Origin of the sequence: Sulfitobacter sp. SH22 (genome assembly GCF_965641905.1) — a bacterium.
Classification (GTDB): domain Bacteria; phylum Pseudomonadota; class Alphaproteobacteria; order Rhodobacterales; family Rhodobacteraceae; genus Sulfitobacter.
In genome coordinates this window covers 163,346-179,718 of record NZ_CBFFKI010000002.1, presented here as the reverse complement: position 1 = coordinate 179,718, position 16,373 = coordinate 163,346, and the positions used below count along the sequence as shown (strand labels likewise).

The 16,373-nt window shown below is 55.6% G+C and carries 15 protein-coding genes; 7 read left to right on the top strand and 8 right to left on the bottom strand.

All coding sequences use genetic code 11. The annotated features are described in order from the left end of the window. Positions 1 to 194 precede the first annotated feature (194 nt). Complete coding sequence (locus ACSQ13_RS01200; RefSeq protein WP_295512816.1) at positions 195 to 746, top strand: 2OG-Fe(II) oxygenase; 552 nt, start codon at positions 195 to 197, stop codon at positions 744 to 746. Positions 747 to 783: 37 nt separating this feature from the next. On the opposite strand, the gene ACSQ13_RS01195 is transcribed toward ACSQ13_RS01200, so the two are convergent. The 6 genes from ACSQ13_RS01195 to galE all read right to left on the bottom strand — a co-directional run bounded on the left by ACSQ13_RS01195 (position 784) and on the right by galE (position 7,762). Then, the gene (locus ACSQ13_RS01195; RefSeq protein WP_435988065.1) at positions 784 to 2,055 is read right to left on the bottom strand and encodes a branched-chain amino acid ABC transporter permease; all 1,272 of its coding nucleotides are present in this window, start codon (positions 2,053 to 2,055) and stop codon (positions 784 to 786) included. 231 nt (positions 2,056 to 2,286) lie between these two features. After that, on the bottom strand, positions 2,287 to 3,162 hold the full coding sequence (locus ACSQ13_RS01190; RefSeq protein ID WP_295512803.1) for a glycosyl hydrolase: 876 nt from the start codon (positions 3,160 to 3,162) through the stop codon (positions 2,287 to 2,289). Between the two features lie 41 nt (positions 3,163 to 3,203). Next, complete coding sequence (locus tag ACSQ13_RS01185; RefSeq protein WP_176250858.1) at positions 3,204 to 3,467, bottom strand: hypothetical protein; 264 nt, start codon at positions 3,465 to 3,467, stop codon at positions 3,204 to 3,206. Between the two features lie 542 nt (positions 3,468 to 4,009). Further along, the gene (locus ACSQ13_RS01180) at positions 4,010 to 4,900 is read right to left on the bottom strand and encodes a glycoside hydrolase family 26 protein (protein WP_176250859.1); all 891 of its coding nucleotides are present in this window, start codon (positions 4,898 to 4,900) and stop codon (positions 4,010 to 4,012) included. Positions 4,901 to 4,917: 17 nt separating this feature from the next. After that, the gene (locus tag ACSQ13_RS01175; protein WP_295512806.1) at positions 4,918 to 6,780 is read right to left on the bottom strand and encodes a glycosyltransferase family 2 protein; all 1,863 of its coding nucleotides are present in this window, start codon (positions 6,778 to 6,780) and stop codon (positions 4,918 to 4,920) included. After that, entirely contained in the window at positions 6,764 to 7,762 is a 999-nt protein-coding gene (gene galE, locus ACSQ13_RS01170; protein WP_295512808.1) for a UDP-glucose 4-epimerase GalE, read from the bottom strand. The genes ACSQ13_RS01175 and galE overlap by 17 nt, the downstream gene beginning before the upstream one ends. A gap of 134 nt (positions 7,763 to 7,896) precedes the next feature. Between galE and ACSQ13_RS01165 the strand changes: the two genes are divergently transcribed. Next, positions 7,897 to 9,026, top strand: a protein-coding gene (locus tag ACSQ13_RS01165) for an IS3 family transposase (RefSeq protein ID WP_295513100.1) whose coding sequence is annotated in 2 segments (ribosomal slippage) — positions 7,897 to 8,143 and positions 8,143 to 9,026 — 1,131 coding nt in all. Because the reading frame shifts where the segments join, the coding sequence is not laid out codon by codon here. Here ACSQ13_RS01165 and ACSQ13_RS01160 read toward each other — a convergent pair. Further along, a complete protein-coding gene (locus ACSQ13_RS01160) occupies positions 8,944 to 10,011 on the bottom strand; it encodes a UDP-glucuronic acid decarboxylase family protein (protein ID WP_435988064.1) in 1,068 nt (355 codons plus the stop codon). The two genes, ACSQ13_RS01165 and ACSQ13_RS01160, sit on opposite strands and share 83 nt — an antisense overlap. Positions 10,012 to 10,454: 443 nt before the next feature. Between ACSQ13_RS01160 and ACSQ13_RS01155 the strand changes: the two genes are divergently transcribed. Next, positions 10,455 to 11,003 carry a DUF995 domain-containing protein gene (locus ACSQ13_RS01155; RefSeq protein WP_255200224.1) on the top strand — a complete coding sequence of 183 codons (549 nt, stop codon included), beginning with the start codon at positions 10,455 to 10,457 and terminating at the stop codon, positions 11,001 to 11,003. Positions 11,004 to 11,098: 95 nt separating this feature from the next. On the opposite strand, the gene ACSQ13_RS01150 is transcribed toward ACSQ13_RS01155, so the two are convergent. After that, on the bottom strand, positions 11,099 to 11,656 hold the full coding sequence (locus ACSQ13_RS01150; RefSeq protein WP_176250863.1) for a hypothetical protein: 558 nt from the start codon (positions 11,654 to 11,656) through the stop codon (positions 11,099 to 11,101). 393 nt (positions 11,657 to 12,049) lie between these two features. Here ACSQ13_RS01150 and ACSQ13_RS01145 point away from each other — a divergent pair, with 393 nt between their 5' ends. The 4 genes from ACSQ13_RS01145 (at position 12,050) to ACSQ13_RS01130 (ending at position 16,320) form a co-directional block, all read left to right on the top strand. Continuing rightward, positions 12,050 to 13,030 (top strand): LacI family DNA-binding transcriptional regulator, encoded by a 981-nt coding sequence (locus tag ACSQ13_RS01145; RefSeq protein ID WP_295511562.1) that lies wholly within the window; start codon positions 12,050 to 12,052, stop codon positions 13,028 to 13,030. A gap of 111 nt (positions 13,031 to 13,141) precedes the next feature. After that, a complete protein-coding gene (gene hisD, locus ACSQ13_RS01140; RefSeq protein ID WP_295511565.1) occupies positions 13,142 to 14,470 on the top strand; it encodes a histidinol dehydrogenase in 1,329 nt (442 codons plus the stop codon). Further along, positions 14,467 to 15,228 carry an SDR family NAD(P)-dependent oxidoreductase gene (locus tag ACSQ13_RS01135; protein ID WP_295511567.1) on the top strand — a complete coding sequence of 254 codons (762 nt, stop codon included), beginning with the start codon at positions 14,467 to 14,469 and terminating at the stop codon, positions 15,226 to 15,228. The genes hisD and ACSQ13_RS01135 overlap by 4 nt, the downstream gene beginning before the upstream one ends. Positions 15,229 to 15,375: 147 nt before the next feature. Then, positions 15,376 to 16,320, top strand: coding sequence for a 3-hydroxyacyl-CoA dehydrogenase (locus ACSQ13_RS01130; RefSeq protein WP_295511570.1), 945 nt, complete (start codon positions 15,376 to 15,378; stop codon positions 16,318 to 16,320). Positions 16,321 to 16,373: the final 53 nt, after the last annotated feature.

Below are 16,373 nucleotides of genomic sequence, written 5' to 3'. Positions count from 1 at the left end.
AGCAGGCAACAAAGGTCATGCCTGCCCGCCAAAAGAAACTGCAACCGCCTGCACCGATGTCGGCTTTATCTTTCGCACACTCGCAATCGTTTCATGTTACGAGGTGTGATTGGGCCCTTTGGTGCTGCCAAGTTGCTTGCAACCCAGCACGCTCTTCCAAGAAGTCTCTTTTACAATTCGAAAAGGTGGACGGAATGCTCACATTACATGCGATACCCGATGCATTTACCATCAGTGAATGTGCGCTGATTATTGCGATGGTTTCCGAAGCGTCAACCGATGAAGCTCTCCTCGTCGGTCGCAATAAAAATCACAATCTTCGTAAAGCGGAGTTGGTATGGACTGATAACGTGGCTGGCATGGAGTGGGTGATGGAGCGCCTGATCGAGATTGTCCGGAGCGCCAACAAAGATCAGTACGGGTTTGACCTGCACGAGTTTGCCGAAAGCCCTCAGGTGGCAATCTACAAGTCGTCAGATAGCGGGCACTTCGCCTGGCACTCCGATATTGGCGGCGGTCCGGCCTCGGGAAAAAGAAAGCTCACGCTCGTTCTGCAATTAAGTGCCGCCGATACCTACGAAGGCGGCGATCTGGAAGTTATGCCTGGCGCTCAGATACTCACCGCCAGTCGCGCTCAGGGGTGTGCCAGTGTTTTTCCAAGCTTCACACTTCATCAGGTGACGCCGGTCAAAGGTGGCATACGTTATTCATTGACTGTTTGGGCGCACGGTCCTGCATTCAGGTGAAACACCATCAATACCCCTTGCAGGCCCCCTTTATCGATTAATCGCAGATAGCCAGCCAAGCAGTCGACAGTGCCGGCGCATTGCGTTTGCTGATCCATATGCCGATTATCGCGACTCCGGCAGCGATCAACCAGGGGGCCGGGTTGGAGGTATGAAAGGTGATCCAAAATAAGGTCATCTCTTGCCCCCCGCGGGCAAGGTGGCGGCTGTGAAACACCAACTCAACCAAACCGCAAACGCCCAGCGTGCCGATAACAGCAGGCCCTACGGTTTTGAAATACGGGCCGATTAATCCTACCCATCTGTTCTGCCCGATAACAGATAGATGCATGATCAAGACACCAGCCAGACCCGAGGGGAAAAACATCACTGCGGCCAGAAACAAAACCCCGACATATAGCTGCCACAGATCGGTATGCAGGCTAAGTACCGTTTGTAGCAATGTGAACACGACTGCCCCCAGGATCGGCCCATAAAAGACCCCGATCCCTCCCAAAAACGCAATCATCAGTATGGTTCCCGAAGCCTGTACGCTGAGGTTTTCAGCCGTGGCCAATTCATAGTTTATCGCAAACAACCCTCCGGCGACACCGGCGAAAAAGCCCGCGGCACAGAACGAAAAAAACCGGACCCACCGTGCCGAATATCCCAAATACTCCGCGCGTTCGGGATTGTCCCGGACGGCATTGGCCATCCGTCCCATCGGCGTTTGGGTGAACAAATACATGAGGCCAACAGAGACAACCAACCAGAAGGAAATCAGATAATAGACTTCTATCTGGCGCAAAAATTCTACGCCAAAGAACGGCACGCCAAGGGTCCTGTCGCCGCCGACCCCGCCGCCACGGAAGAACGAATAACCAATGATCGAATACGATGCGACCAGTTCGACCACGCCTAGCGATATCATGGCGAACACGGTGCCTGACCGGCGGGTCGAAAACGACCCGATCAGCATTGCCATACCCATAGAAAAGAAACCGGCAAACAAAGGTAGAAAGGGAAGTGGAATGGGGACACCGACCGCCTGCAGATGGTTCATCACATGAATGCACATGAACCCGCCAAAACCTAAATAGATCGCATGACCAAAACTCAGCATGCCTGCCTGACCTAGCAACATATTGTAAGAAAGCGCGAAAATGATGGTGATCGCCATTTGGTTCATGATGGTGATCGTCGAATTTGCTGCAAAAACGGAAGGCAACATCGTCAAAATCACAACTGCGGCAACCCATGGCAACAGGGTGTTCGACAAGGAACGAAGGGCAACATCCGGACCGCGCAATACAGAGTTGTTCTTTTTCATATATTTACGCAATTCATTCCAATTCGACCGGAACCGGCGCAGATACAAGCGCCGCGGTCCTGAAACAACTGACACCAACCGTCGGGTTACTCAACGGCTGCAGGCTGATGAACTTCAATCATCTTTCTTTTGGGTAATAAAAATCGCTTAGCAGCCCCTATGCCGGCCCGTGTGATGGCAGGCGCAATAGGTGCGTTTATGGGATGTGCCAAACGAACTGCGGAAGGGCCGTCAGCGTGACGTTTGCCCGCCTTGCACAGCCAGGCTCGCAACCGTGACAGTTGCGCCTGCGGAGATCGCTTCGGCATAGGCCGCCCCCACTGGCGTAGGCCGCATCTTGTTGTCCACCAGATTGATTGCGGGCACCTTGCCCTTCCAAGGATAGGGGTTCGCGGCAAACCAGGCGTACCGCTCGACAAAGGGCAGGTCATCCAACATGCGCACTGCGGCTTGCGCAAATCTCGCATTGGCCTGATACGTTGCGCGGCCCGGTCTGGACCAGTCGATAAAGGCGAACTCGGTCACCCAGATGGGTCGCCGGTATTCCTTGTGAACCGCAATCAGCCATTTGCGAAATGCGGCCACGTCGCCATTTTTCGAATAGTAGTGAACCGCCATGAAATCGACGCGCAGACCGCGCCGTTCGACCTCGTTCATGAAATTCCGCTGCCAGGACTTTTGGCCGAGTGCTCCCTCTTGGGTGGTTGCCGGGCTGCCAAGACGCAGACCGGATGCCTCGAGCCGTGGCCAAAGCGCGACAGCCTGTTGAACACTCATTCCGGCCTGATGGCTCCCGCCATGCCCGTCTGGTTCGTTAAAGCCCAGAAGGGTGCTTGGCTTGCGGCTGGATCGGATCTGATCATCGATGTTTGCCGCAGTGTGAATCATTGGGACGAATTCGACAGAGCGGCGGCGATTGCCGTCTTGCCAGATTTCGTCTGCCCGCCAGTTATAGTACCAGCCAAGACCACGCTGGCTCTCGATCCACTCAAGCGTTGTATAACTTGGGTTTTCCCAAGCGCCTACACCGGCGCTCTGCGCCACCGCAGCTTGTGCCATCAAAATCAATGCCCCGACGAACGACGAGACCTTCCGGGCCATAGTCATATCTCTGGTCTCCTTGATTTATTCTGTCGCAATGTTGGTCCTCAGCCGCGGTAGCAGCGCGAACGCTGGCCAAAGCCGGCGGGCGAACAAATCCAGCTGCCAGAACCCATTTGCCGCACGCGCACGACAGGCTTTCCCAAACGCGGTAGGGAAAGCAGGTTGAGGCTCGCCTTGGTGGTCTGCGTCCGCGTCTTTGTTGATTTGTTCTGGTCTGCAAAGGCTGCGCCAGCGCACAACGCGGTTGCCACGATCGCGCCGGCCAAGATACGGGTGGCGGGCCGGATGCTCTGTCTGGTGATGGTCATGGTTGCTGCTCTCCGTCATTTTAGGTTGATGACCGCCCCCGCCCAAAGGGACGGATACCGTCTTGTGTGAAGGAAGATGTTCTATGATGGGGGATGATGACGCCCTTTCGCAGGCGAAAAGGCGGCGAAATTTGGGCAAATTGGGTCAGGGCCCCGATTGGCGGCCAGGCCGAATGCAAAAACATTTGTGAGAAAGTCCGCGCGGCAAAACAAATTACCTAAGTTGCGCGAGAACGCGCACTCTGCGTTTGCCATTAGACTGCTCCTCTCGACCGTAGCTCAAATTATCTCGGTCTTGCGCCGAGCTAAAACGGTGGGTAGGGGCGTAACTACAGCAAGAATGGCATCGAGAAAACAGCCTTGGTCCCGTCTATGTCGCGCACAGCAAGATTTCCGCCCCATATGGTCTGGAAAGAGGCGGTTTCAGGTCTGCTTTTACCTGATCAAATGCTACTAAATCGTTGATTTATTTAGTACACGCTATGAGTGCAGTATCGTGACGCTTGCATCGGCAGTATACCGCCGATGCAAGCGCAATTTGGTTACTCGAGGATATTGTGGTCGAAGCGCCAGTCCGGCAGACCAAACCCATCAGGCCATGGATAGACCTCGGGATAGTTGAAGTAGACAACCGCGATCAGCCGATCAAGCCCGTCGAGATCTTGGCGGATATCCTCGTTCCAGCGGTCGAAATAGGCCTGGTCGCCGACATATCCCAACTCTGCCACAATGATCGGCTTGTTGAATTGCAGCGCACGTTCGTAGCGCGGATCAAGAACCTCGCGAAAGCTGCGCTCTTGCCCGGTGATTTCTTTTTCCCAGGCTTGCAGCCCAAACACCGACAAACCGATCACATCGACATAGTCGTCGCCCGGATAGTATTTTTCCATGCCTTCCAGACCAAGCGGCGACCACATGAAATCAATGTCCGATGCCTCTTTGCGGCAGACATCGACCATGCGTTTATAGGCGGCAATATAAGTGTCTTTGTCCCAACCAGCCCAGATGAACTGGCCTGATACGTCTTCCATTTCATGCGCCCAACGCACGGTTACCGCACTCTGGAAGCCACTGAAGATTTTGCAAATTTCGGCCATGTTGGTGTCGAAATCGCCGTTCTGGATACCTGCCATCAAGACAGAAGGCCGGTTCCGCTCGTTTCGCGTCCAGGTCCAGGGCTCGATCGTGGCCAGAATAGAGCGGCCACGCTCGGTCGCATAGGCGTCAGCTTCCAGAAGCGATGGAAGGTAGACATCCTGCCAGGGCAGGAAAAGATGCTCGATGCGCACGTCAGCATCTTCACTGAAGGTACCTTCGGGATCGTAAACGCCAAATGGCAACGATCCGGGTGGTGCGGCCAGAGCTGTCGTTGCCGACAAAAGCGTCGCAGCTAGGATGCCTGGTAGGTGCAGGCCTTTAGGATTGCAGGTCATTGGATATCCTCCTTTTGCTAGAAATTAATAAGATTGTTCCAGAATTCGGGATTCCACCGAAATCTGACATTGTCGCCTCCGCCCATTCCGGCACCCGACACCATGTATTCGTAGGAGACAATTTCTGCGTCCACCAAGCCAACGCTGAGGGCGAGTATGCTTTCTGGGCCCCGGAACACCAGGGCCCATATTAACAGCACCGACAACATGGGCACAGTCAGCACCTGGATCGGGATCGCCGATAGAGCGTGGCGGATCGGGATCGCGTTGTCCCTGATGTGCCGGATCACGATGACGATGGTGATCACGGCATAGATGGAACCGTTCATCAGTGTGATGAAATAAAAACCCAGTGCCTCGTCCAACTCGTTGACCAGCAGAACCGGCAGGATACAGCCCAAGGCCAGCGCTGCGTAGGGCAGCACAACCCGGAGCGGAAGCAATGCCTCGGCGGCTTCGCCCTTGGGAGTTATGCGGAAATCGACAAAGCGGCCTGATATCCGGTCGCGCAGGGCCATTGTGCATCCCCACAGCACCCAAGGCCACTGGAGCGCGAGAAACAGCGCCTTTTCCCAGCCAAGCACCTTGGCGTCGCGCGGGCGAAAGAAACCGTCGCGCTTGATCGCAAAGGCCATCATTGTCGCCCCAACGGCTGGCCAGATCGCGTGGAATACAAAGGCGGGGTACGTGACATCGGCATAGCGCATGTCGAACACGACCGCAGCAATCGGCATCAGATAGAGAACCAACATGAATGTCGCGAAGAGCGGATACCAAAGTTGGCAGAACACGAACTGAAACTTGAGCCGTGGCGGCAGCGTCGGAAGATAGCGCGACGTGTGGCTTAGCAGCAGCGTCAAAAGGCTGCGCGACCACTGAAATTCCTGCGTGCATAGGTCGGCGATGGTCGCGGGCCCGTCGCCTACAGCGAGCGCATCAAGCGCATGCACACCGCGCCAGCCGCCTGCGTTTAACAGCATCGAGGTGGAATGATCCTCGGCCAGTTCGGGGCCCAGCCCGCCGACCTCGCGAAGCGCGCGGGTGCGCACGGCATAATGCGAGCCGATGCACATCGGGACTAGCGCCCCAGCATATCCCGCCTGGAAAACCCCGTGAAAACCCGCCTCGGTGTGCAGGCGTGTCCGTGCGGCCCAGCTTTGCGCCGCGTTGGCCGCGCACATCGATGGCGCACTGACATAGCCGACCTTGGGGTCCGCAAAACCGCGCAGAATTTCCGCCAGATAGGTCGGGCTGGGCACATGGTCCGCATCGAATTGCGAAACGAAATCATAGCGGTCATAGCCATAGTGATCGTAGAAGAAGGCCAGATTGCCTTCCTTGCAGCGTGTGCGCCGGGGCCATTGTGCACGATGATAATCGGGCCGGTCCTTGCGCGTTGAAATCTGGACCCCATGCGCATCGCACCAGGCGATGGTGTCGGGCTGCGGGTCTTCATCGGCAAGCCAGGTGTCGTGCGGATAAGTTTGCGAGAGCATTGCCTCCAGTGTTCGTTTGACCACGGAAAACGGCTCGGACGGCGTTTTGGTCACGATCATGGCGGCGCGGGTTTCGGCCGGGTCGGGCAGACCACCTGCGGGCACCGCTGCGCGGCGAAAGATCAGGATGAAATAGGCCTGCATGAACAAGAGCCAGGCAAAGGCGGTCGTTGCCACCCAGTATTGAGCGCCGGGCAATATATGCGCCGGGTCCAGCCACCAGATCCAGAACCACAGCGTTACCCCGCCCCAGAACAGAATAAGAAGATTGTACTTTACACGCGTTCTCCCTGTCAGCAGCCGGCGCATATATCCTTGCGCCGTGCCTTCTGGCCTAGGTGGCACCAAAGGTGCGGTTGAAAGGTTTTCAGACGTTTGTGTCATGGCGCAGGGCGAGCCCAAAATGGGGGGCGGCATCGCAAACGATCGTGTCGAGATCGGATCGCGTGGCCCGGAAATCGAGCTTGCGTTGTGCTGACGAGGGATCGGCCACAAGCGCTGGCGGATCACCGGGGCGACGCGGCGCGTCTACCGACGGGACAGTCCGGCCCGTGACGCGCGCGACCGCGGCGCAGACCTCGCGGATTGACTGGCCTCGCCCGGTTCCAAGGTTCAGCGCGAGAGGCTCGCCGCCCAGTTCAAGGTGGTGCAAAGCCTTGAGATGCGCAGCTGCCAGATCGCTGACATGAATATAGTCGCGAATGCAGGTGCCGTCCGACGTATCGTAATCCGTTCCATAGACCTTGAGGCCCGGATGCGTTCCAGCAGCCGCCATGAGGGCCAGTGGGATCAGCCGGGTTTCGGGATCATGCCGTTCTGACAATTCACCCTCCGGGTCGGCACCGGCAGCATTGAAATAGCGCAAGATCGCATAACGAAGTCCAAAGGCCTGTGCCTGGTCGCGGATCATCTGCTCGCCCATCAGCTTGGTCCAGCCATATGGATTAATTGGCACCTGCGGCGCATCTTCGCGAATCGGAACGCTTGGCGGGATACCGTAAGTCGCGCAACTTGACGAAAACACCAGCCGGTCAATGCCGGACGTCTTCATCGCAGCCAGCAGCGAAATAAGCCCGCCGACATTATTGTCATAATATTGGTCCGGCCGCGCAATCGAATCCGCGACGACAGCAAAGGCCGCGAAATGCATCACGGCAGTGGCCTTGTGGCGGCGCAAAACATCCTCGATCCCCGATCTGTCGCGCACGTCAATCTGTTCCAGCGGGCCCCATTTCACCGCATCGGCATGTCCGGTGCTCAGGTTGTCGACGGTGACAGGCAGATAACCCGACGCGGCAAGTGCCTTGCACGCGTGGCTTCCCACGAAACCTGCACCTCCGGTCACGATGACGGCAGTTGCGGTCATGAGCTCAGCCCTCCGCCGCTGAAGTTCGCGCCAGTTCGGCTTCGAAATAGGGGATCGTCTTGAGCAGCCCCTGGTCTTGCCCCGTTTTAGTTCCGGTCTCTTTCGAGCAATGTTTGCTATGAAGGAGATAAGGAATGGCAAAGCGATACACAGACGAGTTTCGGCGTGATGCTGTGCGAATGGCGACGACCAGCGGCTTAACGCGCCCGCAGCTTTCATCGGATTTAGGGGTTGGCGTCTCCACGCTGAACAAGTGGGTTCAGCAACATCAGCACGACGATCTGATGTCTGGGCCGCATGAGGATGTTGAGAAGGAAAACATCCGCCTTCGCAAAGAAGTCCGGCTACTGCGCGAGGAGAGGGAAGTGCTAAAAAAGGCGGCAATCTTCTTTGCAGGCGAAAGCCGGTGAGGTTCGCCTTCATCGACGCCTGGAAGGAAGCTTGGCCCGTAGAATTTCTCTGCCGTATCATGCAGGTCACGTCTCGTGGGTTTCGTGCGTGGCGGATACGCCCAATGAGCCAACGGCAGCGAGATGATATGGTACTTCTCGCCCACATCCGTGAGCAGCATCGGCTTAGCCTGCAAAGCTACGGACGCCCACGGATGACTGAAGAACTGCAAGAACTGGGGCTGAGCGTCGGCCACGGGCGTGTGGGCCGTTTGATGCGCGAGAACGGCATCAAGGTCGTCAGGACCCAAAAATATAAGGTCACAACAGATAGCGATCACACGTTCAACATCGCGCCCAACCTGCTGGATCAGGACTTCACTGCGGATGGCCCGAACCAGAAATGGGCCGGTGATATAAGTTACATCTGGACCAGCGAAGGCTGGCTATATCTGGCTGTCATCCTCGACCTCTACTCTCGCCGCGTCATCGGCTGGGCTGTCAGCAACCGCATGAAACGGGATTTGGCGATCCGGGCGTTGGACATGGCTGTGGCGCTACGGCAACCGCCCGAAGGCTGCATTCACCATACGGATCGCGGGTCGCAATACTGTTCCAACGAGTATCAGCGCCGCCTGTCAAAGCACGGCTTCAAGGTCTCGATGAGCGGCAAGGGCAATTGTTACGACAATGCGATGGTTGAGACATTCTTCAAATCCATCAAGGCAGAGCTGATCTGGCGCAATCGTTGGGACACACGCCGCCAGGCAGAAGGCGCGATATTCCAGTATATCAATGGCTTCTATAATCCACGCCGACGTCACTCATCGCTCGGCGGGAAAAGCCCCTTGGCATTCGAACGAAAGGCCGCATAAATGAGTTGAGAGACCGGAACGTAACCGTGACAAGACCACCCTCGCGCAGCGAGAATTTCGGTTTCCAGCCCAGCAGGGTATGGGCCCGCGCGATATGCGGCCGTCTCTGCATCGGGTCGTCCTCGGGAAGATCCTTGAAGACCAGCCGCGACCGACCTTGCGTCAACTCGAGAACCTTCTCGGCTAGCTCCATGATGGTGAACTCATCGGGGTTGCCCAGGTTTACGGGTCGGGCAAGATCTGCTTCGGTGTACATCAGGGCCATGAGGCCCGACAAAAGGTCATCGACATAGCAGAAGGACCGTGTCTGCATTCCGTCTCCGTAGACGGTCAGATCGGAGCCTGACAGTGCCTGTACAATGAAGTTCGACACCACACGACCGTCGGCAGGATCCATCATGGGGCCATAGGTGTTGAATATGCGCGCAACCCGGATATCGACGCCGCGGTGCTTGTGGAACTCGTAGAACAGCGTTTCGGCGGCCCGCTTGCCCTCGTCGTAACAGGAGCGCGGACCCATAGTCTGGACGTTTCCGCGATAATTTTCGACCTGCTGGCTGATCAACGGGTCGCCATATACTTCTGACGTAGAAGCCTGAAGTATCCGCGCACCTGTCTGGCTGGCCAGCTTGAGCAGGTTCTCGGAGCCAATCACATTGGTCTCGAACGTCGCGATCGGGTCCATCTGGTATTTCGGGGGCGAAGCCGGGCTTGCCATGTTGAAGATGAAATCTATCGGTTCCGCGGGCTCAAACTTTTGGATGACGTCATGCTGGACAAACGCAAAATCCGGATCATCGAGCAGCGAAGAGATGTTGCTAAAACGCCCCGTCGAGAGATTGTCGACGCAGATCACCCGTGCGCCCCGATCAAGATGGGCGCGACACAAGTGAGACCCCAGAAACCCCGCGCCACCAGCCACCATGACAGTCTTCCCGGCCATGGACGTCGCAATATCGTACTTGGCCTTTGTGTCCGGCTTCATTTCTATAATCCTTGTCATAGCAACTTACCTTTCTTTCGGCGATTATCGCCGTGTGGGACGGGCCGAAGGGGCTTCTTGCTGCACGGTCGCTTCCCGGGCTTGAGGCTGCGCTGAGCGCGAAATGTCTGGCGACCCTAGTGCAGATGGCCGATCAGGGCGGTCCGCATTTATGTCAGTCGAGGCAAGATCCTTTGTCCAACGTGGGCCTAGGGTTATGACTGTAGCTTCATCTCAACTCGGCAACTTTGACACATATCAATGTGTTAACTTGGCCATATTGACATACATCAATGTGTCTAAAGCTCGGGCACACGAGAATTGACGGTATCAAGACGTCATATTCTGCGCGGTGGCATTGGCAGCCGGACACGCGGAATGTGGATTGGAGCAATCTGGGTGCCTGAGACGTGGTGCCCCTTTGAGCAAACGAAAGAGGTCACGCCATGTCATCCGATTTCACAGCAACAAATGGTCCATGCGGCCCGACAGCACCCACATCACGGGCACGTCGTGTGGCATCTATCCTGGCAGTCTGCTTGGCTATTTCTGCCTGCGAGAGCACCACGGACCAGACCCCAATTCTGGCAGATACGATGAAACCTGCACCCGAAACGCTGTTGCGGATGTTCGCGAACCGGACGGAAGGCTGGAATCGGGGATCGGGAAGTTACTATGGCGCGGATGGCACCTGGCGGGCCGTCAATACCACCGAGCAGAGCTTGGGCTTGGGGCGGTGGTATGTGACGACCCAGAGCAAACTATGCACCGAGAGTATCTGGCGCTGGCGGCAGGACTTCGGCACCGAAACCGGCGAAAAGACGACAAGCTGCCGCTATTTCCGCAAGGATGCCGACGGTCAGCTCTGGTCGACCAGCGAGAGTGCCGATGGGCCCTGGTATCCGTTCAACAAGGACCGGCTCAGCCGCGGCAATCAGATCTCATCGGAGTTCACACGGTTGGCCCGTTATCTGGAGATTGCCAAAACGCCCTGAGGATCGAGACGGCCCATGTCTGAAGCAAAGGGTCGAACCAACGGTCTGGCGATCCCTAAGCGGGTTCTGAAGACCGGACACTCCTTAAAATTCGGCTATGTCGCAACCTTCAGGGTTTCAAAGTAGTTGGCGACACCATCAAATAATTCTGCACTCGATCCATCCACCGCATTACCAGACAATCCAAGCCAGCCTATGCGCTCCTCGAATTGTGTCTGGGCCGCTAATGCGGATTCGATTGAGGCAAGACGGCTCACGTAATCCACGTGCCATGGCCAACTGAACCAAGCTTCGTTTGTGTGATCAACAATGGTATTTTCGCCGTCGGAAATTTCATACTCCATGACCAATCCGGGCATCTGATCGCCAAAAAGCATCCCCCAATAGCTGGAGGGGAAACGTTCTTCATTTGGTGTAAAGAGAATGCGGGTCAGACAATCAAATTTGAAGTCAATTTTTCTTTCCTTGGGCGTAAGGCCAATTGCGTTGATCACCTTTGATGGCCAGTCGAGGGTCAAGACTTTGTTATCAAGCCTGAAGCCGCCACCCGACAGCGAAGCAAAGCTGTTCGTGCTGGAAACAAGGGCACGCACCGGAAGGAGCAGTCCAAATTCGGATTCCACCAAAGAATCGAATTGAGAGTCAGGGTTCATATTTGCCTCCATAGTATCCAAGGTCGTATTTGGCACCGTGTTGCTCAGGATGGCATGACATTGATCAATCAGACCACTCTGCAACCATTTGTACTATGCCAATCAGCCTTTCGCGCGACAAGTGCGCTTTGATCGCAGCGCCAGCCAGATTCAATCACCAAAGAGTCCGATGAATATCTTACGCACCCGCAGTGATATCTCTTCTTTGCGTTCTTAAAGAACGGTCTCGAAGGAATTCTGCAAGGCGCGCAAACCCTTGCGGACAGTGATGCCCTGCTCTGGTTGTTCGAAGTAACGGGTTCGCATGCTCCGACGCCAGACGTGAATGCCGGAATGCGCCCTAGAAATCCAACATCAACACATGCAATAATTTCATAAACTTGGAGGCGTGATATGAAAGTAACGGCGAAAGACGTGGCCCTACATGCGGGGACTTCAGTGTCAGCTGTCTCAAGAGCGTTTCGCCCTCAGTCCTCGCTCTCCGCTGAAATGCGGCAACGGATTTTGCGTACGGCAGCAACGATGGGCTATACAATTCCTGCCCAGAGGCTTGCCGCGAAAAGCGGGTCCAACACAATTTCACTGGTCGTGGGGGATGTATTGAACCCCTTTTATCCTTCAATCCTTGAAGAATTTGCCAGCGCAGTTCTAGGTAGCGGCATGTTGCTAGATTTGCATGTTGTGCCAAAAGGCGAAAGCGTTGACAGTGTCATGGCCCATGTTTTCAATCAACGACCGAGCGCTGTTGTGGTCACATCAGCCACGCTTTCATCCGCTTTAGCCGAGCATTGTATGAAAAAGGGAATCCCAGTTGTTTTGTTTAACCGTGTCCAGATCAATACAGCAGTCTCTGCGGTGTGCTGTGACAACTACGCAGGGGCACAACAGGTCGCGAACCACTTGTTATCAAAGGGATACCGGAAGATCGCTTTTGTTGGCGGGGTGAAAAATACATCAACCCATTTGGAGCGATGGCGCGGTTTCGAAGATCGAATGACCCAAGCAGAAATGCCGGTTTTTAAATCCGTTTCGGGCCAATTCGATTACGAGACTTCATTTGACGCAGTCCGAGATCTTTTAACCAACGATGCACCTCCCGATGCGATCTTTTGCGCCAACGACATTATGGCATTTGCTGCGATTGATGCTGCAAAATCCATAGGGCTCTGCATTCCTGATGATTTGGCAATCGTGGGGTTTGATGATGTGCCAATGGCGGCATGGCGGTCGTATCGCTTAACAACTGTGCGCCAAAGAATTCGACTAATGGTCAAAGACACTCTCACATTGATATCCCAGCTTATTGAGGATCCCGGCGCAACCGGAACGATCAGGATAACGCCCGGCCACTTGATCGAGCGGGACACCACCTGAATTTTTGCGCAATGAAATATTTCATCGTCATGTACATTTATTGCAGGGGATTAAGCCCTTCGATATCCAGAAAAGGAATTTAGCCAACGCTCTGCGAATGAGGACACCATCATGACAATCAGCTATTTGAAGACCGGCAAGCCAGAGTCAGACCGCGCCGACGAAGACGCCAAAACCCGCAGTGTTGTTGAAGCCACCCTGAAGGACATTGAAGAACGCGGCGACACCGCCGTGCGCGCACTTTCCGAAAAGTTTGACAACTACTCTCCCCTCTCCTTCAAGTTGTCTCAGTCAGAAATTGATGCTCTGATGGCTCAGGTAAGTCCGCGCGAGATGTCAGACATCAAGTTCGCGCAAGAGAACGTGCGCCGCTTTGCCCAAGCGCAGCGCGATTCCATGCAAGATATTGAAATCGAAATGCAACCGGGCGTGATCCTTGGGCATAAAAACATTCCAGTGCAATCGGTGGGCTGCTATGTGCCCGGCGGCAAATTTCCCATGGTCGCGTCGGCACATATGTCTGTGGCAACGGCTGCGGTTGCTGGGGTGCCACGGATCATCGCCTGCACGCCCCCGTTCAATGGTGCCCCCAATCCGGCAGTGATCGCGGCAATGCATCTGGGCGGCGCACACGAGATTTACGTCATGGGCGGCATTCAGGCCGTTGGGGCGATGGCCATCGGAACCGAAACAATAGAACCGGTTCACCTGCTTGTTGGCCCGGGCAATGCATTTGTTGCCGAGGCAAAGCGCCAGTTGTTCGGGCGCGTTGGAATCGATTTGTTTGCCGGGCCAACAGAAACGATGGTGATCGCGGATGAAACAGTTGACGCCGAACTATGCGCAACCGACCTGCTTGGGCAGGCGGAACATGGGTATAACTCCCCTTGCGTGCTTCTGACAAATTCCAAAAAACTCGCGACAGAGACAATGGCCGAGATCGAGCGCATCCTGAAAATCTTGCCAACTTCAGGCACAGCGCGGGTATCTTGGGAGGATTACGGTGAAGTCATCGTTTGCGATACCTATGAGGAAATGCTGCAAGTTGCCGATGGTATCGCCTCGGAGCATGTTCAGGTCATGACCGATCGCGATGATTGGTTCCTTGAACATATGACCTGCTATGGCGCGCTGTTTCTTGGCCCGCGAACCAACGTGGCAAATGGTGACAAAGTCATCGGTACAAACCACACGCTTCCGACGAAAAAGGCGGGCCGCTATACGGGCGGTCTTTGGGTCGGAAAATACCTCAAAACGCATTCGTACCAGAAGATCACAACCGATGAGGCGGCCGCCGAAATTGGAGCATATGGGTCGAGACTGTGCATGCTTGAGGGTTTTGTAGGTCACGCTGAACAATGCAATATCCGTGTACGGCGTTATGGTGGCGTGAATGTCCCTTATGGCGAAGGCGCACCTTTCAAGGAGACATCTTCATGAATTTGCCACAGGTGCCTTCTTTTCGTCTGGACGGGAAACGCGCGCTGGTAACGGGCGCGAGCTCTGGCATCGGGCTGGGCTGTGCGACTGCCCTAGCGAGTGCCGGAGCCGAGGTCATTTGCGCTGCACGCGGCGCAGAGAAACTGACCCAAGTCGTGGAAGCGATTAGCGCGGCGGGTTGGTCTGCGCGCGCTCTACCGTTGGATCAAACAGATCTTGGGGCACTGGCGCAGACGTTTGAAGGGCCGGCGTTTGATGTGGTGGTAAATTCGGCAGGCATGGCGCGCCATAGCCCTGCCCTGGAAACCACCCCGCAAGACTATGACGCGGTTATGGATGTTGATCTTCGCTCGGCATATTTTTTATCCGCCTATGCAGCCAAAGCAATGAAACGGGAAGCAAAGTCTGGGTCTATCATCCATATCTCGAGCCAGATGGGCCATGTTGGCGGCGTAGAACGTGCCGTCTATTCCGCAGCAAAGCACGGGCTGGAGGGTATGGTGAAATCCATGGCGATCGAGTGGGGCGAACTTGGCATCCGCATCAATACACTTTGTCCGACGTTCATTCGCACACCATTAACCGCCCCTACGTTTGCCAACCCCGAAAGAGCCGCGTGGATCTTGGAAAAGATCAAACTTGGACGTGTTGGTGAAGTCAGCGATATCATGGGTGGCCTGATCTATCTCGCGTCAGAGGCTTCGGCGATGGTAACGGGCACAGCCCTGATGATCGACGGAGGGTGGACCGCAGATTAGGCACCAACCCGATGGCAGGCATAGCAGCGCCACTTCGGAATTCCATTTCCCCCAAATGCGAGCGTTCGGGTTGCTAAAAACACCTTAGCGGGTGGCTAAAGCTTGAGCGTGCAAGCCAATTCTCACTCAAAAAGAAGAGCCACTGACATGACATCATCGACAGCAAGATCAATCGCCGTTGTTGGCGCAGGCCTCGTTGGAATGGGTTGGGCAATAGTATTTGCGCGCGCCGGGCATGACGTCCGGGTCTACGATGCCAACCCCGATCTTTTGGTTGCCCTGCCGGACAGGTTGGCAGTCTCACTTGCGGACCTGCTGGAATTTGGTTTGATCAAAGATCCTGCGGCCATCGCGGACAGGGTCAAGATCGCCTCTTCACTCGCTGATGCCGTTCGGGGGGCCACGTATATCCAAGAATCCATTCTCGAAAGAGTCGATGTAAAACAGAGCCTTTATCAGGAACTGGATACGTTGATTGATGATGATGCGATTGTTGGCTCCTCTTCATCCGGAATTCCGTCCTCCGAATTCACTGTTGGCCTATCCATCGCCCCGCGCTGCCTTGTGGCCCATCCGGTGAACCCACCCTATCTGATGCCCGTCGTCGAATTGGTTCCAGCAACATGGACCCTACCCGAAGCGGTAGACACCGTGCATGCGCTGATGGAAGAGGTCGGCCAGCAACCGATCCGCGTGACGCGCGAGGTCCAGGGGTTTATTCTGAACCGTCTTCAAGGGGTGCTTCTGCGCGAGGCTTGGGCGCTTTATGAAGAGGGCTATTGCAGCCTCGCCGATATTGACACGACGATTTCAAAGGGCCTCGGCATGCGGTGGTCTTTCATGGGCCCGTTTGAGACCATAGACTTGAACGCGCCGGGTGGCCTTGCCGATTATGCCCACCGTTTGGGGAGCCTATATCAATCGATAGCCGCAGAGCGCCCGGTTCACGCCCCATGGAGCGAGGCGCTTATCAAGCGCGCGGATGAAGAACGGCGTGCGGCATTGCCGCTTGAGGCGCTGCCAGATCGCTGCACATGGCGCGATCGGCGGTTGATGGCCCTTGCCGCGCATCAAAGCACCCAGGAAAATTGATGGGACGGTGCCGTAGTCCGATAAGGCACTGACCTACCCAAGAATTGGTTGTC